We start from the raw sequence: 19,998 nt of genomic DNA on the forward strand, positions 1-19,998 counted from the left end.
GCGGCGCGGGCACCCGGGCTGAGAGACTGGGACCGGACCACCCGTACGTACACCGACAAGGACTCAGATGACCCGCGTGATCGCCGGTGTGGCCGGCGGACGTCGCCTCGCCGTCCCGCCAGGGAACGGCACACGGCCCACGACCGACCGCGCACGCGAGGGCCTGTTCTCCACCTGGCAGGCCCTGCAGGGCACGCTGGACGGCGCACGCGTCCTCGACCTGTACGCCGGATCCGGTGCCATCGGTCTCGAAGCGCTCTCGCGCGGGGCGGGCCACGCCCTGCTCGTCGAGGCCGACGCCCGCGCGGTGCGCACCGTCCGGGAGAACGTGAAGTCGATCGGTCTGCCCGGCGCCGAGGTCAGGGCGGGCAAAGCGACCCAGATCATCCAGAGCGGCGCCCCCACGACCCCGTACGACCTGGTCTTCCTCGATCCTCCGTACGTCGACACCGATGACGATCTTCGCGAGATCCTGCTCACACTCCGCGCCGGGGGCTGGCTCACGGACGATGCGCTCGTCACCGTTGAACGTAGTACCAGAGGCGGAGAATTCGGCTGGCCCGACGGCTTCGAAGCACTGAGGTCCCGTCGCTACGGCGAAAGCACGTTTTGGTACGGTCGCGCCGCCTCTACGTGCGACGACTCAGTGATCGCGCCATGACCGGACCGGAGAGCGAGGGACTCACGTTGCGCCGCGCCGTCTGTCCGGGGTCGTTCGACCCCATCACCAACGGACACCTCGACATCATCGCCCGCGCCTCCAGGCTCTACGACGTGGTGCACGTCGCGGTGATGATCAATCAGTCGAAGAAGGGCCTGTTCACCGTCGACGAGCGGATCGAGCTGATCCGCGAGGTCACCGCCGACTTCGGGAACGTCGAGGTCGAGTCCTTCCACGGCCTTCTCGTCGACTTCTGCAAGCAGCGCGACATCCCGGCCATCGTCAAGGGCCTGCGGGCGGTCAGCGACTTCGACTACGAACTGCAGATGGCCCAGATGAACAACGGCCTCTCGGGCGTCGAGACCCTCTTCGTGCCCACCAACCCCACCTACAGCTTCCTCTCCTCCTCGCTGGTCAAGGAAGTGGCCGCCTGGGGCGGCGACGTCGCCCACCTGCTGCCGCCGGTGGTCCACGAGGCGCTGACCGAGCGCATCGGCAAGAAGTGACGGCTCTCCGGACTAACTGACAGCCCGTCATCCGGTGTCCGACGGCCGCCGACTGGCCTTACAGTCGTGCCGTCCGTCTTCAACCAGCTGTAGAGAGTGGCGAGCACACGGTGGACGTGCAGAAGAAGATCGACGAGATCGTCGACGCGGTCGGCAGTGCCCGGTCCATGCCGATGTCGGCCTCGTGCGTGGTCAACCGCGCCGATCTCCTGTCGATGCTCGAAGAGGTGCGCCAGGCGCTGCCCGGCTCCCTCGCGCAGGCCCAGGAGCTCATCGGCGGCCGCGAGCAGCTGGTCGAGCAGGCCCGCCAGGAGGCGGACCGCATCATCGAGACGGCGCACGCCGAGCGCGGCTCGCTGATCTCCGACACGGAGGTCGCCCGCAGCTCCCAGGGCGAGGCCGAACGCATCCTCGCCGAGGCCCGGCAGGCCGCCGACGAGGTCCGCGTCGAGGCCGACGACTACGTGGACAGCAAGCTGGCCAACTTCGAGGTCGTCCTCACCAAGACCCTCGGCTCGGTCGGCCGAGGCCGCGAGAAGCTCCTCGGCACGGGCCCCGGCCTCGACGAGCAGGGTTACGAGGACGAGGACGCCCCGCAGCGCAGCCACGACCCCGAGACGCTGCGCCGGGACGCGGACGCGTACGTCGACGCCAAGCTCGGCGCCTTCGAAGCCGTCCTCGCCAAGACCCTGGAGGCGGTCGGCCGCGGCCGCCAGACCCTGCACGGCCGTGCGCCCGCCGACGACCTCGCGGGCCTCGCCGAGGGCCTCGGATCCCAGGCGCACACCACGGACGCCGAGTACCTCGCGGGCCTCACCGACCCCACGGCGCCCACGGCTCCCGCCCCGGCAGCGGTCCCGCAGCCTCCCCAGGCGCCCCCGCAGATCCCCGCACAGCAGCCGTACGCCCCGCCGCAGCAGGAACCGGACCCGTACGCGTACCAGCAGCAGGACCAGTACGCCTACCAGCAGCAGTACGCCCAGCAGGACCCGTACGGCTACCAGCAGCAGGATCCGTACGGCTACCCGCAGCAGGGGTACGACCAGACCCAGCAGCAGGGATACGCGGAGCCGCAGCAGCAGCATCACCAGGCCCCCGGCGTCCTCGACGAGACCAGCCTCTTCGACACCGGCATGATCACGGCGGAGCAGCTGCGCCAGTACGAACAGGGCCGCTGACGCCCGGTCCGCGGTCCTCGCGGGACCGGATTGGGCCGTGAGCGAAAGGTCCAGTATCCTGGTTCTTCGGTCGCGCGTACGTCCGCGATCCAGGCTGCCCGGCTGACGAGCGAAGCTCGTTTTGGGCGGCCCTTGAACTTCCAGGATTCGAAAGCAGGAAACGCCCTGAGTGCTCGCCTTGACCACCGAAACCCACTCGTGTTCGACACACACGAGCTGGGTCGGCGTCCCGGTGCGCAGCAGCGGCTGACTCGTTCCGTCGAGGCGCCCGGTTCGCCGGTCCTCGGCATCGAAGGGGTCATCGGAGTGCCGGTAGGCGCTCCGGTCGAGCTGGAGATCCGTCTTGAGTCGGTCATGGAAGGGGTGCTTGTCACAGGCACCGCCCGTGCGTCGGCCGAGGGGGAGTGCGTAAGGTGTCTGGAGCCGCTGAAGCTTGAGGTGGAAGCGGAATTCCAGGAGATGTTCTCGTACCCTGACGCCGACGACCGGGGCCGCGCAGCGGAACCGGCCGACGACGCCGAGGACGACGAGGACACGCTCTATCTCGAGGACGGCTTGTTCGACCTCGAGCCCGTGCTGCGTGACGCGGTAGTGCTCGCACTGCCGATGCAGCCGGTGTGCCGGGACGACTGTCCGGGCCTGTGTTCCCAGTGCGGAGCACGGCTCGCGGACGACCCGGAGCACCACCATGACGCCGTCGACATTCGTTGGGCGGCATTGCAGGGACTCGCCGGGACCATCCAGGACGGCGAGAAGGACGACGTGAGCGGCGCCGAAGCCGGCGTCGACGAGAAGCAGGAGAAGTAGCCGTGGCTGTTCCGAAGCGGAAGATGTCGCGCAGCAACACGCGCCACCGCCGGTCGCAGTGGAAGGCTGCGGTCCCCACCCTGGTTTCGTGTGAGCGTTGCCAGGAGCCGAAGCTCCAGCACATCGCGTGCCCGAGCTGCGGCACGTACAACAAGCGCCAGGTCCTCGAGGTCTGAGCGGCTGGTGAGAGGCACCGTGTCTAGCCACAAGATGGCGGAAGACGCCCACGCTGAAAAGGCTGCAAACGCCAAGAAGCAGGCGGAAAACACGGCCTCGTCCCACACGCTTTTGGAAGGGCGGCTCGGGTACGAACTCGAGTCCGCCCTTCTGGTGCGTGCACTGACCCACCGTTCGTACGCGTACGAGAACGGCGGCCTGCCGACGAATGAGCGGCTCGAGTTCCTCGGGGACTCGGTGCTCGGTCTCGTCGTCACGGACACGCTCTATCGCACCCACCCCGACCTGCCCGAAGGCCAGCTGGCCAAGTTGCGGGCCGCGGTGGTCAATTCGCGTGCGCTGGCGGAGGTCAGTCGTGGCCTAGAACTCGGCTCCTTCATCCGGCTCGGCCGGGGCGAAGAGGGTACGGGTGGCCGGGACAAGGCTTCCATCCTCGCCGACACCCTTGAAGCGGTGATCGGCGCGGTCTATCTGGACCAGGGTCTGGACGCGGCGGGCGAGCTGGTGCACCGGCTCTTCGACCCGCTGATCGAGAAGTCCTCGAACCTGGGAGCGGGCCTGGACTGGAAAACCAGCCTCCAGGAGCTCACCGCCACCGAGAGCCTCGGCGTTCCCGAGTATCTCGTCACGGAGAGCGGCCCGGACCACGAGAAGACCTTTACTGCTGCCGCCCGCGTCGGAGGCGTCTCGTACGGCACCGGCACCGGCCGCAGCAAGAAGGAAGCGGAGCAGCAGGCCGCGGAGTCCGCGTGGCGCGAGATTCGCTCCGCTGCGGATGAGCGAATCGCTGCCGCGAAGGCTGAGGGAGTCTCCGAAGCTCCGTCCGCCTGACGACGCTTTACTGTTGGTGCCGGTTGCCCTGTCGGGTGGCCGGCACCAGCTTTTTTGCCGCTTCGCGGCATTTTCCCCCCACCCACCCGACTGCCCCGGAGTAACCCCCATGCCTGAGCTGCCTGAGGTCGAAGTGGTCCGGCGTGGACTAGAGCGCTGGGTGGCTCATCGGACCGTCGCCGCCGTCGAGGTGCTGCATCCGCGCTCCGTACGGCGGCATCTCGCGGGCGGTGACGACTTCGGGCTCCGCCTCAGGGGCCACCGGGTCGGCACGGCGATGCGGCGGGGGAAGTATCTGTGGCTGCCCCTTGAGGACAGTGGCACCTCGATCCTCGCCCACCTCGGGATGAGCGGGCAGCTGCTCGTCCAGCCCCAAGAGGCGCCCGACGAGAAGCACTTGAGGATCCGGATGCGGTTCGACGACGCGCTCGGCACCGAACTCCGCTTCGTCGACCAGCGCACCTTCGGCGGTCTGTCGCTGCACGCGAACACCCCGGACGGGCTGCCCGACGTCATCGCGCACATCGCACGCGACCCGCTGGACGAGCTCTTCGACGACGCGGCCTTCCACACCGCGCTGCGCCGCCGTCGTACGACGATCAAACGTGCCCTGCTCGACCAATCGTTGATCAGCGGTGTCGGCAACATCTATGCGGATGAGGCCCTTTGGCGCTCGAAGCTGCACTACGAGCGGCCCACGGCCACGTTCACACGCCCGCGTACGGCCGAACTCCTGGGCCACGTACGGGATGTGATGAACGCGGCGCTCGCCGTCGGCGGCACGAGTTTCGACAGCCTGTACGTGAACGTGAACGGCGAATCCGGGTACTTCGAGCGGTCGCTCGACGCCTACGGACGTGAGGACGAGCCCTGCCGCCGCTGCGGGACGCCGATGCGCCGGCGCCCCTGGATGAACCGCTCCAGCTACTTCTGCCCGCGCTGTCAGCGGCCGCCGGCCGCCCCGCTGTCGTAGCGCTCGCGGGCTTCGAGGACGCCGTCCATCCTGCCCTCGACGAAGTGGATGAGGCCCATCAGACGGTCGGTGATCTCCCGCCCCAGCGGGGTGAGTTGATAGTCCACGCGCGGAGGGTTGGTGGGCTGTGCGTCACGCTGGACCAGGCCGTCGCGCTCCAGCGCGTGCAGCGTCTGGGACAGCATCTTCTCGCTCACGCCGTCGACCCGGCGGCGCAGCTCGTTGAAACGGAACGTGCCGTCGTGCAGCGCGCCCAGAGTGAGCGCACCCCAGCGTCCGGTGACGTGCTCCAGGGTGCCGCGCGAGGGGCACTGCCGAGAGAACACGTCGTATGGCATGTCCTGAGCGGTCGAGTCCATACGGACAGCATACTCGCGCGCAGCGCTGACCCACAGGTGGCGCTAACTAGAAGTTAGTGCTTGCCCTGGTCTGCCGCCTAGAAGCCGAAGTCCTGCGTCCACCAGGGGCCGCCCGGCGCGAAGTGCGCGCCGACGCCCAGCGTCTTGTAGTCGCAGTTGAGGATGTTGGCCCGATGGCCGGCGCTGTTCATCCAGGCGTCCATCACGGACTGGGCGTTGGCCTGGCCCCGGGCGATGTTCTCGCCGCCCAAATCCGATATCCCGGCCTTGTCGGCACGGTCCCACGGGGTCGCGCCATCCGGGTCGGTGTGGTCGAAGAAGTCGCGCTCGGCCATGTCCGCGCTGAAGTTCCCAGCGAGCGAGGCCAGTGCGGCGTCGCCGCTCACGGGGGAGCAGCCCACCTTGGCCCGCTCCTGGTTGACCAGGGTGAGCACGTCCGCCTCGGCCGCGCTCTCGGCGGACGGCGACTTCGCTCCGGTGGCCGGCGGGGCCTTCGGCTTCTCGGAGGGGGTGCGCGAGGGGCTCGGGGGCGTCGTCTTCTTCTTCTCCTCGGTCCTGGACGGAGCGGGAGCCTTGGACGACGGCTTCTTCGACGGCTCGGCCGAGGGCTTCTCGGTGGACTGCGAGGGGGAAGGCGTCGGGGCGTCCGGGCGTTCGGAGCCGCGGCTCGGCGGGGTCGACTCGCGCTCGGCGGTGCCGGTGTCGCCGCCCTGAGGTGCGACCTCGCTCGGGGTGGTGGCGGCGCGGACCTTGTTCGAGTCGCCGCCTCCGCCGAGGGAGTAGTTGTCGGCCCCCGGGACCAGGCCGGACGCGACGGCCACGGCACCCATGGCCACGGCCGCGGAGACACCGAGCAGGCCGGTGCGCACCGGGGTGGCGCGGCGGCCCCGGTGGCGGTGGGACACGGTGGCGGGGCGGGGCTCCGGGACGCCGGCGTACTCGCCCGCGTATGTGTCGGGGGCCCCAGTGGCGCGGCCGGTGGCGGCTGCCCCTGCGCCGGAGCGTCGGTGGCGTCCCATCTCCTGGCCTTCCTCGTCCTCAGTGGTCAACGTGGCTCACCCATACGAGTGAGGCTCATCGAGTCGGGACTGTACGCGATGGCGCATGGGGACGAAGTGCTCCGAGAGCAATTGGCCGGTTAGCGTGCACCCATGAACGAAGAAGTCAGAGTCACGGCCTGGGTGCGTGGCCAGGTGCAAGGCGTGGGTTTCCGCTGGTTCACGCGGGCCAAGGCTCTGGAGATCGGCGGCCTGAGTGGTTTTGCTCTCAATCTGGAGGACGGCCGCGTGCAGGTCGTCGCCGAGGGCCCCCGCGTGGGTGCCCAGGGGCTGCTCGACTGGCTGCGCGAGGGCGACACACCCGGCCGCGTCGACGGTGTCACTGAGATCTGGGACACTCCGCGCGGCATCTACGACACCTTCGCGATTCGCTGACGGAGAGCGGCCGGGCGAACCGCTCCGGTGAGGTTCGGGCAACCGCCCGGGGCAGGAAAGGCCTGGTGGTTGCCAAGAAGGGCCCGCCGTGGCAGGCTCCCGGGTGAAGGATGATCGACACGCCCCCAGGGCCCCGCAGCAGAGGCAGCGCCGCCGTTTCCACGGCCGCAGGCCCCCGGGTCGCCCGCCAATACGGGGCGTGATCGTGTTGACCGTCAAACTTTTTGGTGAGACTCTGGAAGCCCCGCGCACCTTAGCTGTTTGGCATGTGAGAACGGCCCTGCAAGACCAGCAAGAACAACGAGTGCCAAGCACCGCGGGTGCGATTCCCTCACGACCCACACCGCTTCGGTCGGTCACTCATTGTGGAGGACCATCCATCATGGCAAAGGCGCTTCTCGGTTACGTCGGCGGTTCCGACCCGCGACTTCTCGCCGAGATGCGACGGCTCCAGCAACGCGTCCAAGACCTGGAATCTGAGCTCGTGAAGATCCAGGCCGAGAACGACGCGCTCGCGGCTGCCGCTTCTCACGAATCGCTCCTGGAGAGCATCGACGTACCCCAGGCGGAGCCTGCGCTCACCTGACCACCACCTTCAGTAAGGCGCTCACCTCACACGACCCTCGCGTAACGCTCGATCGCGGCACGCGTCTGCTGGTCTGTGAGTTGCCTGTTAACGCACGTGGTCAGGCTGCCCATGTCAGCCGCTTGTCCAGATCTGCAAGGGACGCTTCGGCGTCCCTTCTTTCTTGTCGTCTCGTGAACCGTCTTCTTTACCGTCTGATGTGCCCTGCATCTTCCTGGGTGAAACGATGAGTGACAGGTAGAGTCCGGCGGCGTGCACCTCAAGGCCCTGACACTGCGCGGTTTCAAATCCTTCGCGTCGGCGACGACGCTGAAGTTCGAGCCGGGCATCACCTGCGTCGTCGGACCGAACGGCTCCGGCAAGTCCAACGTCGTGGACGCGCTGTCCTGGGTCATGGGCGAGCAGGGCGCCAAGTCGCTGCGCGGCGGCAAGATGGAGGACGTCATCTTCGCCGGCACCACCGGGCGCCCGCCGCTCGGCCGCGCAGAGGTGTCCCTCACCATCGACAACTCCGACGGCGCCCTGCCCATCGAGTACGCCGAGGTCACCATCACGCGGATCATGTTCCGCAACGGCGGCAGCGAGTACCAGATCAACGGGGACACCTGTCGGCTGCTCGACATCCAGGAACTGCTCTCCGACTCCGGCATCGGGCGCGAGATGCACGTCATCGTCGGCCAGGGTCAGCTCGACGGTGTCCTGCACGCCGACCCCATGGGCCGCCGCGCCTTCATCGAGGAGGCCGCGGGCGTCCTCAAGCACCGCAAGCGCAAAGAGAAGGCGCTGCGCAAGCTCGACGCGATGCAGGCCAACCTCGCCCGCGTACAGGACCTGACCGACGAGCTGCGGCGCCAGCTCAAGCCGCTCGGCCGGCAGGCGGCCGTGGCGCGTAGGGCCGCCGTCATCCAGGCCGACCTGCGCGACGCCCGCCTGCGGCTCCTCGCCGACGACCTCGTACGGATGCGGGACGCGCTACGGACCGAGGTGGCCGACGAGGCGGAGCTGAAGCGCCGCAAGGACACCGCCGAGGCCGAGCTGAAGAAGGCGCTCCAGCGGGAGGGCGAGCTCGAGGACGAGGTGCGCCGCCTCACGCCGCGGCTCCAGCGGGCCCAGCAGACGTGGTACGAGCTGTCGCAGCTGGCCGAGCGGGTGCGCGGCACGGTGTCGCTCGCCGACGCCCGCGTGAAGAGCGCGACCGCCGCTCCCCCGGAGGAGCGGCGCGGCCGTGACCCCGAGGACATGGAGCGCGAGGCCGCGCGGATCCGCGAGCAGGAGGCGGAGCTCGAAGCCGCCCTCGAAGCGGCCGAGCATGCCCTGGAGGACACCGTCGGCCACCGCGCCGACCTGGAGCGGGAGCTGGCCGTCGAGGAGCGCCGCCTCAAGGACGTCGCGCGGGCCATCGCCGACCGGCGAGAAGGCCTCGCCCGGCTGCACGGTCAGGTCAACGCGGCGCGCTCGCGGGCGGGCTCCGCGCAGGCCGAGATCGACCGGCTCGCCGTGGCGCGTGACGAGGCGGGGGAGCGTGCGGTCGCCGCCCAGGAGGAGTACGAGCAGCTGAAGGCGGAGGTCGACGGGCTCGACGCCGGTGACGCGGAGCTCGGCGAGCGGCACGACGAGGCGAAGCGTTCCCTCGCGGAGGCCGAGGGTGCGCTGGCCGCGGCCCGCGAGGCCGCCACCGCCGCCGAACGCAAGCGGGCCGCGGTCGCCGCACGGCACGAGGCGCTCGCGCTCGGCCTGCGCCGCAAGGACGGGACGGGGGCGCTTCTCGCCGCCAAGGACCGCCTCACGGGGCTGCTCGGTCCTGCGGCCGAGCTGCTGTCGATCACTCCGGGGTACGAGGTCGCGGTCGCGGCGGCGTTCGGCGCCGCGGCGGACGCGATCGCCGTGACCACACCGGCGTCGGCGGCGGAGGCCATCCGGCTGCTACGCAAGCAGGACGCCGGGCGGGCCGCGCTGCTGCTGGCGGGGGCCCCGGAAGCCGACCCCGACCCGGCACGGCGGCAGGGCTCCGAAGGGCCACCCCTGGTGGCCGAACTGGTGCGCGGGCCAGCGGAGTTGATGCCCGCGGTGCGGCGGCTGCTGCGGGGGATGGTGGCCGTCGGCACCCTTGAGGACGCCGAGGACTTCGTCTACGCGCACCCGGAGCTCACGGCCGTCACCACCGAAGGCGACCTGCTCGGGGCGCACTTCGCGCAGGGCGGCTCCGCCGGGGCGCCGAGCCTTCTCGAAGTACAGGCGTCCGTCGACGAGGCGGCGGCCGAGCTGGAGCAACTCGCCGAACAGTGCGACGAGTTGGCGCACGCCCAGCAGTGGGCGGGGGAGCGGCGCAAGGAGGTGGCCGCGCTCGTCGAGGAGTTGGGAGAGCGCAGGCGAGCCGCCGACCGGGAGAAGTCCGCCGTGGCCCAGCAGCTGGGCGCCCTCGCCGGGCAGGCGCGCGGCGCCGCGGGCGAGGCGGAGCGCAGTGCGGCCGCCGCCGGTAAGGCGCAGGAGGCGCTGGACAAGGCCGCCGAGGACGTGGAGGAGTTGGCCGAGCGTCTCGCCGTGGCGGAGGAGGCCCCGGTCGAGGAGGAGCCCGACACCTCCGTACGTGACCGGCTGGCCGCCGACGGGGCCAATGCGCGGCAGACCGAGATGGAGGCCAGGCTCCAGGTGCGTACGCACGAGGAGCGGGTTAAGGGGCTCGCGGGACGCGCCGACTCGCTCGACCGGGCCGCGCGCGCCGAACGCGAGGCACGCGCGCGTGCCGAGCAGCGCAAGGCCCGGATGCGGCACGAGGCCGAGGTCGCCGATGCCGTCGCCCGTGGAGCGCGGCAACTGCTCGCGCACGTCGAGGTCTCCCTCGTACGGGCGCAGGAGGAGCGGGCCGCCGCCGAGCGCGCCAAGGAGGTACGGGAGCGGGAGCTGACCGCCGAGCGCGGCCAGGGGCGGGACCTCAAGGCGGAGCTCGACAAATTGACTGATTCAGTTCACCGAGGCGAGGTACTAGGTGCCGAGAAGCGGCTGCGGATCGAGCAGCTGGAGTCCAAGGCACTGGAGGAACTCGGTGTGGAACCGGCAGGGCTCGTGTCCGACTACGGCCCCGACCAGCTCGTGCCGCCCTCCCCCGCGGCCGAGGGCGAGGAGCTCCCCGAGGACCCGGAGCACCCGCGTAACCGGCCCGTTCCGTATGTCCGCGGTGAGCAGGAGAAGCGGCTGAGGTCAGCCGAACGGGCGTATCAGCAGCTCGGAAAAGTGAATCCGCTGGCCCTTGAGGAGTTCGCCGCGCTGGAGGAGCGTCACAAGTTCCTGAGCGAGCAGCTGGAGGACCTGAAGAAGACGCGGGCCGACCTCCTGCAAGTGGTGAAGGAGGTCGACGAGCGGGTCGAGCAGGTCTTCACCGAGGCCTACCGCGACACCGCCCGTGAGTTCGAGGGCGTCTTCTCGCGGCTCTTCCCGGGCGGTGAGGGGCGGCTCGTCCTGACCGACCCCGACAACATGCTCGCCACCGGGGTCGACGTCGAGGCCCGCCCGCCCGGCAAGAAGGTCAAGCGGCTCTCGCTGCTCTCCGGCGGTGAGCGCTCGCTGACCGCTGTCGCGCTGCTCGTTTCGATCTTCAAGGCACGGCCGAGCCCGTTCTACGTGATGGACGAGGTCGAGGCCGCGCTCGACGACACCAACCTGCAGCGGCTCATCCGCATCATGGAGGAGTTGCAGGAGGCCTCGCAGCTCATCGTGATCACGCACCAGAAGCGCACGATGGAGGTCGCCGACGCGCTGTACGGCGTGTCCATGCAGGGTGACGGCGTCTCGAAGGTGATCAGCCAGCGGCTCCGGTAGCTCCGCACAAGATCATTCCGTCACGCCATCTCCATAACTTCAAGACTTGAACGAACCACGCCTCAAGGGTCCCTGAAATTCACAGGAACCCAGCTATTGACTTCGGAACTTGAAGGCATAGTCTCTGCAACGTTGCTTTTACCTTCAGGTGGTGGGCGGCGTGAAGTTGTGCGCCACTTGAAGTGCTCACCCCCACCCCCGGCGATGTTGCCGGTGGCCCGAGGAGTCCATGTGACCAGCACAACGAAGGCGCCGCAGCCCGAAGGCAGAGAGGCCCACCCCGACCATCTCGGCCATGTCATCTTCATTACGGCAGCCGCCGCGATGGGTGGCTTCCTCTTCGGCTATGACAGCTCGGTGATCAATGGCGCCACCGTCGCCATCCAGCACCGGTTCGACGTCGACGCGAACATGCTCGGCTGGATCATCGCCACGGCGCTGCTCGGCTGCGCCGTCGGTGCCGCGATCGCCGGGCGCATCGCCGACCGCATCGGCCGCATCCGCTGTATGCAGATCGCCGCCGTCCTCTTCGCGGCGAGCGCCGTCGGTTCCGCCCTGCCGTTCGCGGCGTGGGACCTGACGATGTGGCGCTTCATCGGCGGTATCGGCATCGGCATGGCCTCCGTCATCGGCCCCGCCTACATCGCCGAGGTCGCCCCGCCCGCGTACCGAGGCCGCCTCGCCTCGTTCCAGCAGGCCGCGATCGTCATCGGCATCGCCGTCTCCCAGCTGGTCAACTGGGGCATCCTGAACATGGCGGACGGTGACCAGCGCGGCAAGCTGATGGGCCTGGAGGCCTGGCAGCTGATGCTCGGCGTCATGGTCATCCCCGCCGTCCTCTACGGCCTGCTCTCCTTCGCCATCCCCGAGTCGCCCCGCTTCCTGATCTCCGTGGGCCGCAACGAGGAAGCGAAGAAGGTGCTCAGCGAGGTCGAGGGCACCAAGATCGACCTGGAAGCGCGCGTCGGCCAGATCGAGGAGGGCATGCGCCGCGAGCACAAGTCCTCGTTCAAGGACCTGCTCGGCAAGGCCGGCTTCCTGCCGATCGTCTGGATCGGCATCGGGCTCTCGGTGTTCCAGCAGCTCGTCGGCATCAACGTGATCTTCTACTACTCGAACCAGCTGTGGCAGTCGATCGGCAAGGACCCGAGCAGCTCGTTCCTGTACTCGTTCGAGACGTCGATCGTGAACATCGTCGGCACGGTCATCGCGATGGTCTTCGTCGACCGCATCGGGCGCAAGCCGCTGGCCATCATCGGCTCCGCCGGTATGGCGCTCGCGCTCTTCACCTGCGCGTGGGCGTTCTCCTACCGCACCGGCACCGGCGACAACGTCTCGCTGCCGGACGCGCAGGGCCTGACGGCGATCATCGCCGCCAACTTCTTCGTGCTCTTCTTCGCCCTCTCCTGGGGCGTGGTGGTCTGGGTGCTGCTCGGCGAGATCTTCCCGAACCGGCTGCGTGCAGCGGCCCTCGGTGTGGCCGCTTCGGCCCAGTGGCTCGCCAACTTCGCGATCACCAAGACCTTCCCGAGCATGTCCGAGTGGAGCCTGACCGGCTCGTACATCATCTACGGCGCCTTCGCCGTGGCCTCGATCCCCTTCGTCATGAAGTTCGTCAAGGAGACGAAGGGCAAGACCCTGGAGGAGATGGGCTAATCCCCGCTGCCCCTCCTTCGAGGAAGCTGCCCCGGTTCAAGGACCTATTCCTTGAGCCGGGGCAGTACGTTTTCACAGAAGTGGTGCAGGCTGCGCCATCCCTCGTCCACCGGCATCCCGCCCGAAAGCGGATGCAGTACGAGATTGGCGGCGCCGCCCTGTACGTACGCCACGCACTCGTCGGGCGTGAGGACGCGGTAGACCCCCTCGGCGCGCAGCTCATCGACCGTGGTGGCGCCGGACTTCACCGCGGAGCGGATGTCCTTGGACTGCCAGGAGGCGTAGGTGCGGGCCTCGTGCAGGAAGTGCTCGCCGTGTTCGGCCCAGGTGCGGTCCGGGTCGTCGGCGATGTGCAGGAGCGGGGTCTCGGCGGCGGGCATCATCGTCCAGCCCTCGGTGCCGTACTCCGCGAGGCGTGCGTTGTAGTACGCCTCAAGATCCGGCAGATGGGCGCTCGGGAAGAACGGCAGGCCGAGCCGGGCCGCGCGGCGGGCCGCCGCCTCGGAGGAGCCGCCGACCAGGAGCATCGGGTGCGGCTGTGTGAACGGGCGCGGGGTGACGCGTGCGGTGCGGCCGCGGAACTCGAAGGGCTCGCCGGTCCACGCCTGCAACAGGGTCTCCAGGAGCTCGTCCTGGAGCTTGCCGCGCCGCTTCCAGTCGACGCCGAAGGCCGCGTACTCCTCGGGCCGGTAGCCGATCCCCGCCACCGTGACCAGGCGGCCACCGCTGAGCAGGTCCAGTACGGCGATGTCCTCGGCGAGCCGCAGCGGATCGTGCAGCGGGCCGATGATCGCGGAGACCGTGACCGCGATGCGCCGGGTCGCGCCGAAGACCGCGCCGGCGAAGGTGAAGGGCGAGGGCAGCCAGTTGTTGCCGACACCGTGGTGTTCCTCGGTCTGCACGGTGGAGATGCCCCGGTCGTCGGCGTACGTGGCCATCTCCAGGGCGGCCTTGTAGCGCTCGCTCAGCGAGGCGGGTGTCGCGTCCGGGTCGACGAGGTTGAAGCGTACGACTGTGACGGGCATGGAGAACGTCCCCCTTCACCGTGGGTGCGGGCGAAGAGGGACGTTAGATGACGTGGTGTCAGATGACCAGTGCCCGGGGGTAGTTGATCCGGGCCGGGAGGGGGCGGATCAGGCCGGGACCAGCTCGCTCTCGCCGCCGCTCTTGCTGTCGGGGCCTTCGGGCGTCTCGACGGCCGGGGTTTTCGGAAGCGCCGCGTACAGCACGGCGGCGATGAGGATCGTGGCCAGCCAGCCCAGGCCGTTGCGGCCGATCCAGGAGGTGGCGAGCGGGCCGCTGAACCAGTCGACCTTCGTGAAGAGCAGCCCGACCACCAGGGCGATCGCCCACGCGGTCATGGCCTGCCAGGCGAAGCCCGCCTTGTACCAGTAGGCGCTGGTGCGCTTGGTGTCCATCAGCGCCTCGCCGTCGTACGTCTTCCTGCGCAGCATGTCGATGCCGAAGACGCCGATCCAGGCGGAGAAGGCGACCGCGAGCAGGGTCAGGAAGGAGATGAACGAGCTGATGAAGCTGGTGGCCACGTTCATCAGGAGGTAGCCGAAGATCAGGCTGATGAGGGCGTTGATGGACACCGCCCACGTGCGCGGGACCTTGATGCCGAGCGTCATGGCGGTGAAGCCCGCGGAGTACATCGACATCGAGTTGATCAGGAGCATGCCGATCAGGGCCATCAGCAGATACGGCACCGCGATCCACGTCGGGAGCAGCTGGCCGAGGAAGGAGACCGGGTCCGAGGCCTCCGACAGGCTCGGCGTGCTGACCGCCATGACCGCGCCCATCAGGACCATGGGGACGACGACGATGCCGGCGCCGCCGATGGCGTTGCCCACGAGCGCCTTGTTCGAGGCCTTGCGCGGGAGGTAGCGCGTGAAGTCCGGGCCGGTGGGGACCCAGCTGATGCCGCCGGCGGCGATGACGCCGACACCCGCGACCATCGCCGATGTGGAGCCGGCGGACCGCGAGAAGACGTCCGACCAGGGGGTGTTGGCCACCAGGTAGACGAGCACGAGAACGCTGAACGCGCCGAAGAGGTACGTCGCCCAGGTGTTGCAGATGTGCAGGACCTTGCGGCCCAGGCCGCTGATGACGAACGTACAGGCGACGAAGGCGATCAGTGTGACGACCGTGAGCCACGTGCTGGACTTCACGCCGAAGCAGATGTCCAGGACGGTGATGATCGCGTACGCGCCCGTCACCGCGTTGATCGTCTCCCAGCCCCAGCGGGCGACCCAGATCAGCGAGCCCGGGAAGAGGTTGCCGCGCTGGCCGAAGACCGCGCGCGAGAGCGTCATGCCGGGGGAGCCGCCGCGCTTGCCCGAGATGGAGATCAGACCGACCATGCCGTAACTCAGGACGGGCGAGATGAGGGCGACGACCAGGGCCTGCCAGAAGTTGAGGCCGTTGGTCACGATGAGGCCCGCGCCCATGGTGAGCAGCAGGACGCTGATGTTGGCCGCCACCCAGGTGGGGAACAGCTCGCGGGTCCGGCCCGTGCGCTCGGAGTCGGGGACGGGCTCGAGGCCGCGTGTCTCCAGGGCGCCTTCGGTTTCGGCGGTGGTGCTCATGGGGTGGGGTCCGTGCCTCTCGCTCGGATCGCAACGTCGCGACCCGTCCGTGGGGGTGATCGCGTTGGACTCTACGCGCGTTGATGCGGAGAGCTCCATCGTACTTTAGTCCGAGTAGTGGCCTCTATGAGCTTATGTTCTTTGGAGGAAGCTACAGCCTCAGCCCCGGTTGCCCCCATGGCTGATACTGGGTGGGTTATGGAAATCGTCATCCTTGCTGTAGTCATCGCCGTGGTCGTGATCGGCGCGCTCGGCGGGCTCGTGATCGGCAGTCGCAAGAAGAAGCAGCTGCCGCCGAAGGCCCCGTCGTCCACGCCCACCATCACCGCCCCTCCGGCCGAGCCGCATGTCGGCGACGAGGCCGAGACGCCGCGCGACGAACCGCGCCGCACGATCGAGGAGGTGGAACTTCCGCTCGCCGAGCCGTCGGCGTCGGCCCCCGTCGTCATCGAGGAGCCGGCCGCCCCGGAGGTCGAGACCCCGGAGCCCACGGCAGGTCGCCTGGTCCGTCTGCGCTCGCGCCTCTCGCGCTCGCAGAACGCACTCGGCAAGGGGCTGCTCACGCTCCTCTCCCGCGAGCACCTGGACGAGGACACCTGGGAGGAGATCGAGGACACGCTCCTCACGGCCGACGTCGGCGTCGCCCCCACCCAGGAACTGGTCGAGCGGCTGCGCGAACGCGTCCGTGTGCTCGGCACCCGTACCCCCGACGACCTGCGCACGCTGCTGCGCGAGGAACTCGTGGCGCTCGTCGACCCGGACCTCGACCGCACGGTCAAGACCGAGTCGGGCCTGGAGACGCCGGGCATCGTGATGGTCGTCGGCGTGAACGGCACCGGCAAGACCACCACCACCGGCAAGCTCGCCCGCGTCCTGGTCGCCGACGGCCGCTCGGTGGTCCTCGGCGCCGCCGACACGTTCCGCGCGGCAGCTGCCGACCAGCTGCAGACCTGGGGCGAGCGCGTGGGCGCGCGTACGGTCCGCGGCCCCGAGGGCGGCGACCCCGCCTCGATCGCCTTCGACGCGGTCAAGGAAGGCATCGCGGAGGGCGCCGACGTCGTCCTCATCGACACCGCGGGGCGCCTGCACACCAAGACCGGGCTCATGGACGAGCTCGGCAAGGTCAAGCGCGTCGTGGAGAAGCACGCCCCGCTGGACGAGGTGCTGCTCGTCCTGGACGCCACGACCGGGCAGAACGGCCTCGTGCAGGCACGGGTCTTCGCCGAGGTGGTCGACATCACCGGCATCGTCCTGACGAAGCTGGACGGCACCGCCAAGGGCGGAATCGTCGTCGCCGTCCAGCGGGAACTGGGCGTGCCGGTGAAGCTGGTGGGTCTTGGCGAGGGGGCGGACGATCTGGCGCCGTTCGAGCCCGAGGCTTTCGTGGACGCGCTGATCGGCGAGTAGCGCTTCGGCGGTGGGCCGGTCGAACTTCACCCGCGGGTGCGTTGTGGCCGGTCGCGCAGTCCCCGCGCCCCTTACGGGGCGCTGCGGAGCCGCACGTACGGAAGAAATGCCCGCCCCGGGGTGCAGCCGGGGCGGGCATTTCCGTGTGCGGGCAAGGCGGGGCGGCGCGTGGCTACGCCGGCGAGCGATGCGCCACGTACGCCAGCGTCCCGAGGATGAGCCTCGCCTGTGGCGGATGCGTCGCCGAGTCCAGGTCCGGCGGGCGGAGCCAGCGGACCGGGCCGAGGCCCGCGCGGTCGGACGGCGGGGCGGTGATGTGCGTGCCGGGACCCAGGCCGTGCAGATCGATGTCGGCGTCGTCCCAGCCCATGCGGTAGAGCAGCTGGGGGAGTTCGGCCGCGGCGCCGGGGGCGACGAAGAAGTGCGCGCGCCCCTCGGGGGTCGCGGCCACCGGGCCGAGCGGCAGGCCCATGCGCTCCAGGCGGACCAGCGCCCTGCGTCCGGCTGCCTCGGCCACCTCGATGACGTCGAAGGCGCGCCCCACGGGCAGCAGCACGGAGGCGCCGGGGAACTGCGCCCAGGCCTCGGTCACTTCGTCGAGCGTCGCCCCGGCGGGGACCTCGGGAGCGAACTCCAGGGGGTGGGCGCCGGGGGCCGCGCAGCCGGCCGCGCCGCAGGAACAGCGGCCGTCCAGGGCGCGAGCACCGGGGACCGCTGCCCACCCCCACAGGCCGGTGTACTCCGCCACCGCGGTGCAGTCCGAGGCGCGGCCGCGCCGCCGTGAACCGGTGCGAGGCTTGTCGGTCCCCCGGATGCCGCCGATCGTGAAGCCCATGCCCCCTCCAACGGGTCGAGCGCGGTGTGGTTACGTGACGGAATCGGATCGTGACCCTGTGCTTTTGTGTGGCGCCCGATGGCTACAGGGGTGCGCGCGCTGTCATTCGCGCCCCCAAGTGCTCCCTTCCGCCCACCTTCGGTCGTCCACTGTCAAGTCAATCGCTTGTAGCGGACCGGGAGTTCATTCGAAGGGGTGGCGAATGGTGGCGTTTCCGCGATCGCCCTCGCCGGAGGGGTGATCGTAGGATTACTTTCAGTGCACAGCCCCTGAGTGGTGTGCACTCGTGGGTATGCCGGAGGCAAGTCGGTTTCCTGTTCGATGGGTGACGTTCTCCGGACGGAGAGCCGCAACACGCGGCATTCTGATAGGGCTTGGCGTGGACCGCGAGTAAGTGTCTAGAGGGATGGGGGCGTTCCAGTGGGCGGCAGTGGCGGAAGTGGTGCGAACGCTGAGAAGCGCCCCAACGAACTGCTCAATTCCTGGTTCGTGCGCAGCGGCTGGTCGAAAGGCGAGCTGGCGCGTCAAGTGAACCGCAGGGCACGGCAGTTGGGCGCGCACCACATCTCCACCGATACGTCACGGGTGCGGCGCTGGCTGGACGGCGAGAACCCCCGCGAGCCCATCCCGCGCATCCTCTCCGAGCTGTTCTCCGAGCGGTTCGGCTGTGTCGTCGCCGTCGAGGACCTCGGACTGCGCGCCGCGCACCAGTCGCCCTCCGTCTCGGGCGTCGACCTGCCCTGGACCGGGCCCCAGACCGTCGCGCTCATCAGCGAGTTCTCCCGCAGCGACCTGATGCTGGCCCGGCGCGGCTTCCTCGGCACCTCGCTCGCCCTGTCGGCGGGCCCCTCCCTCATCGAGCCCATGCAGCGCTGGCTGGTCCCGGGGCCGACGTCCCCGGTCGGCGACCCGGAGCCGCCCACGCCGTCCCGCAGGCCTGGCAGGCTCTCCCGGCCGGAGCTGGACCTCCTGGAGTCCACGACCGTGATGTTCCGGCAGTGGGACGCGCAGTGCGGCGGCGGGCTGCGGCGCAAAGCGGTCGTCGGCCAACTGCACGAGGTGACGGACCTGTTGCAGGAGCCCCAGCCGGAGGCCACGTCCAAGCGGCTCTTCAAGGTCGCGGGCGAACTGGCCGAGCTGGCCGGCTGGATGAGCTATGACGTAGGCCTCCAGCCCACCGCCCAGAAGTACTTCGTCCTTGCCCTGCACGCGGCGAAGGAAGCCGGCGAGAAGCCGCTCGGTTCGTACATCCTCTCCAGCATGAGCCGCCAGATGATCCACCTCGGGCGGCCCGACGACGCGCTCGAACTCATCCACCTCGCGCAGTACGGCAGCCGTGACTGCGCCAGCCCGCGCACCCAGGCCATGCTGTATGCGATGGAGGCCCGTGCCTACGCCAGCATGGGCCAGCCCGGCAAGTGCAAGCGGGCCGTGCGCATGGCCGAGGACACCTTCGCCGACGCCGACGAGTTCGACGAGCCCGAGCCCGACTGGATCCGCTTCTTCTCCGAGGCCGAGCTGAACGGCGAGAACGCCCACTCGTTCCGCGACCTGGCCTATGTGGCGGGCCGCAGCCCCACGTACGCCTCGCTCGCCGAGCCCGTCATGGAGCGCGCCGTCGACCTCTTCGGCAAGGACTCCGAGCACCAGCGTTCGTACGCACTGAACCTCATCGGCATGGCCACGGTGCACCTCCTGCGGCGCGAGCCCGAGCAGAGCACGGTTCTCGCGGGCGAAGCCCTCACCATCGCCAAGAAGGTCCGCTCCGAGCGGGTCAACACCCGCCTTCGCAAGACCGTGGACACGGCCGTGCGGGACTTCGGTGACATCGCCGAGGTCGTGCAGCTCACCGATCAGCTCGCCGTCGACATGCCGGAGACCGCGGAGGCGGTCTGACGGCGCCCCACCTGAACTCCGGCCGCGGCCGGCCCATCCCGAACTGCCCGACTCGGCTCCCCCATGCCAGGTCAACCGGATGGCCGCCGCGGCCGGTCCACGCCGTGTGCGCAGGGTAGGAAAACGCGCCCCGCCCGACCCGGCAGTTCATGGACGCGTAACACGCACGACCTCTTCGTCACTGCGGCGAAACACCGAGGGGCGCCCCCTGAAACGGCGCTGGGCCAATCTCATGGCGCATAACGGCCGGCCCACCCCTCCAGCCCGCACGGGCCGCATACGACGACGA

Annotated in this window: 18 protein-coding genes; 13 read left to right on the forward strand and 5 right to left on the reverse strand. The window is 69.5% G+C overall.

Annotated features, from left to right (window positions below; genetic code table 11):
- The first annotated feature begins 67 nt into the window (after positions 1-67).
- The 7 genes from rsmD (at position 68) to mutM (ending at position 5,133) form a co-directional block, all read left to right on the forward strand.
- A complete protein-coding gene (gene rsmD / locus ABXJ52_RS26645; RefSeq protein WP_367045186.1) occupies positions 68-661 on the forward strand; it encodes a 16S rRNA (guanine(966)-N(2))-methyltransferase RsmD in 594 nt (197 codons plus the stop codon).
- A gap of 26 nt (positions 662-687) precedes the next feature.
- Entirely contained in the window at positions 688-1,167 is a 480-nt protein-coding gene (gene coaD / locus ABXJ52_RS26650; protein WP_365824281.1) for a pantetheine-phosphate adenylyltransferase, read from the forward strand.
- A 110-nt stretch (positions 1,168-1,277) separates the two neighbouring features.
- A complete protein-coding gene (locus ABXJ52_RS26655; protein ID WP_367045187.1) occupies positions 1,278-2,345 on the forward strand; it encodes a cell division initiation protein in 1,068 nt (355 codons plus the stop codon).
- A 165-nt stretch (positions 2,346-2,510) separates the two neighbouring features.
- The gene (locus ABXJ52_RS26660) at positions 2,511-3,152 is read left to right on the forward strand and encodes a DUF177 domain-containing protein (protein WP_367049298.1); all 642 of its coding nucleotides are present in this window, start codon (positions 2,511-2,513) and stop codon (positions 3,150-3,152) included.
- 2 nt (positions 3,153-3,154) lie between these two features.
- Positions 3,155-3,328, forward strand: a complete 174-nt coding sequence (gene rpmF / locus ABXJ52_RS26665) for a 50S ribosomal protein L32 (protein ID WP_003965982.1) — start codon at positions 3,155-3,157, stop codon at positions 3,326-3,328.
- A 7-nt stretch (positions 3,329-3,335) separates the two neighbouring features.
- Positions 3,336-4,160 (forward strand): ribonuclease III, encoded by an 825-nt coding sequence (rnc, locus tag ABXJ52_RS26670; protein ID WP_367045188.1) that lies wholly within the window; start codon positions 3,336-3,338, stop codon positions 4,158-4,160.
- 109 nt (positions 4,161-4,269) lie between these two features.
- Entirely contained in the window at positions 4,270-5,133 is an 864-nt protein-coding gene (gene mutM, locus ABXJ52_RS26675; RefSeq protein WP_367045189.1) for a bifunctional DNA-formamidopyrimidine glycosylase/DNA-(apurinic or apyrimidinic site) lyase, read from the forward strand.
- Here the strand turns inward: mutM and ABXJ52_RS26680 are convergent.
- Positions 5,103-5,492 carry a helix-turn-helix domain-containing protein gene (locus ABXJ52_RS26680; RefSeq protein WP_367045190.1) on the reverse strand — a complete coding sequence of 130 codons (390 nt, stop codon included), beginning with the start codon at positions 5,490-5,492 and terminating at the stop codon, positions 5,103-5,105. The two genes, mutM and ABXJ52_RS26680, sit on opposite strands and share 31 nt — an antisense overlap.
- A gap of 77 nt (positions 5,493-5,569) precedes the next feature.
- Positions 5,570-6,511 (reverse strand): CAP domain-containing protein, encoded by a 942-nt coding sequence (locus tag ABXJ52_RS26685; protein ID WP_367045191.1) that lies wholly within the window; start codon positions 6,509-6,511, stop codon positions 5,570-5,572.
- Between the two features lie 132 nt (positions 6,512-6,643).
- Here ABXJ52_RS26685 and ABXJ52_RS26690 point away from each other — a divergent pair, with 132 nt between their 5' ends.
- The 4 genes from ABXJ52_RS26690 (at position 6,644) to ABXJ52_RS26705 (ending at position 12,983) form a co-directional block, all read left to right on the forward strand.
- Positions 6,644-6,925, forward strand: a complete 282-nt coding sequence (locus ABXJ52_RS26690) for an acylphosphatase (protein WP_367045192.1) — start codon at positions 6,644-6,646, stop codon at positions 6,923-6,925.
- Between the two features lie 382 nt (positions 6,926-7,307).
- Positions 7,308-7,511 (forward strand): hypothetical protein, encoded by a 204-nt coding sequence (locus ABXJ52_RS26695; protein ID WP_135333243.1) that lies wholly within the window; start codon positions 7,308-7,310, stop codon positions 7,509-7,511.
- A 252-nt stretch (positions 7,512-7,763) separates the two neighbouring features.
- A complete protein-coding gene (smc, locus tag ABXJ52_RS26700) occupies positions 7,764-11,327 on the forward strand; it encodes a chromosome segregation protein SMC (RefSeq protein ID WP_367045193.1) in 3,564 nt (1,187 codons plus the stop codon).
- Positions 11,328-11,558: 231 nt separating this feature from the next.
- Positions 11,559-12,983 (forward strand): sugar porter family MFS transporter, encoded by a 1,425-nt coding sequence (locus ABXJ52_RS26705; RefSeq protein ID WP_367045194.1) that lies wholly within the window; start codon positions 11,559-11,561, stop codon positions 12,981-12,983.
- A 44-nt stretch (positions 12,984-13,027) separates the two neighbouring features.
- On the opposite strand, the gene ABXJ52_RS26710 is transcribed toward ABXJ52_RS26705, so the two are convergent.
- A complete protein-coding gene (locus ABXJ52_RS26710) occupies positions 13,028-14,008 on the reverse strand; it encodes an LLM class flavin-dependent oxidoreductase (RefSeq protein WP_367045195.1) in 981 nt (326 codons plus the stop codon).
- 108 nt (positions 14,009-14,116) lie between these two features.
- A complete protein-coding gene (locus tag ABXJ52_RS26715) occupies positions 14,117-15,571 on the reverse strand; it encodes a cytosine permease (protein ID WP_367045196.1) in 1,455 nt (484 codons plus the stop codon).
- A gap of 198 nt (positions 15,572-15,769) precedes the next feature.
- Between ABXJ52_RS26715 and ftsY the strand changes: the two genes are divergently transcribed.
- Positions 15,770-16,978 carry a signal recognition particle-docking protein FtsY gene (gene ftsY / locus ABXJ52_RS26720; RefSeq protein WP_367045197.1) on the forward strand — a complete coding sequence of 403 codons (1,209 nt, stop codon included), beginning with the start codon at positions 15,770-15,772 and terminating at the stop codon, positions 16,976-16,978.
- Between the two features lie 172 nt (positions 16,979-17,150).
- On the opposite strand, the gene ABXJ52_RS26725 is transcribed toward ftsY, so the two are convergent.
- Positions 17,151-17,813, reverse strand: coding sequence for a bifunctional DNA primase/polymerase (locus tag ABXJ52_RS26725; RefSeq protein ID WP_367045198.1), 663 nt, complete (start codon positions 17,811-17,813; stop codon positions 17,151-17,153).
- A 420-nt stretch (positions 17,814-18,233) separates the two neighbouring features.
- Between ABXJ52_RS26725 and ABXJ52_RS26730 the strand changes: the two genes are divergently transcribed.
- A complete protein-coding gene (locus ABXJ52_RS26730; RefSeq protein ID WP_367045199.1) occupies positions 18,234-19,709 on the forward strand; it encodes a hypothetical protein in 1,476 nt (491 codons plus the stop codon).
- Positions 19,710-19,998 lie beyond the last annotated feature (289 nt).

The organism is Streptomyces sp. Je 1-332 (assembly GCF_040730185.1).
Taxonomy (GTDB): Bacteria; Actinomycetota; Actinomycetes; order Streptomycetales; family Streptomycetaceae; genus Streptomyces.

Bases quoted from the DNA above. Each gene is read 5' to 3' on its own strand.
- ABXJ52_RS26725 (WP_367045198.1), bottom strand. From the start codon at position 17,813: ATGGGCTTCACGATCGGCGGCATCCGGGGGACCGACAAGCCTCGCACC.
- ABXJ52_RS26695 (WP_135333243.1), top strand. From the start codon at position 7,308: ATGGCAAAGGCGCTTCTCGGTTACGTCGGCGGTTCCGACCCGCGACTT.
- ABXJ52_RS26710 (WP_367045195.1), bottom strand. From the start codon at position 14,008: ATGCCCGTCACAGTCGTACGCTTCAACCTCGTCGACCCGGACGCGACA.
- mutM (WP_367045189.1), top strand. From the start codon at position 4,270: ATGCCTGAGCTGCCTGAGGTCGAAGTGGTCCGGCGTGGACTAGAGCGC.
- ftsY (WP_367045197.1), top strand. From the start codon at position 15,770: ATGGAAATCGTCATCCTTGCTGTAGTCATCGCCGTGGTCGTGATCGGC.
- ABXJ52_RS26715 (WP_367045196.1), bottom strand. From the start codon at position 15,571: ATGAGCACCACCGCCGAAACCGAAGGCGCCCTGGAGACACGCGGCCTC.
- ABXJ52_RS26685 (WP_367045191.1), bottom strand. From the start codon at position 6,511: ATGGGACGCCACCGACGCTCCGGCGCAGGGGCAGCCGCCACCGGCCGC.
- rsmD (WP_367045186.1), top strand. From the start codon at position 68: ATGACCCGCGTGATCGCCGGTGTGGCCGGCGGACGTCGCCTCGCCGTC.
- ABXJ52_RS26690 (WP_367045192.1), top strand. From the start codon at position 6,644: ATGAACGAAGAAGTCAGAGTCACGGCCTGGGTGCGTGGCCAGGTGCAA.
- ABXJ52_RS26680 (WP_367045190.1), bottom strand. From the start codon at position 5,492: ATGGACTCGACCGCTCAGGACATGCCATACGACGTGTTCTCTCGGCAG.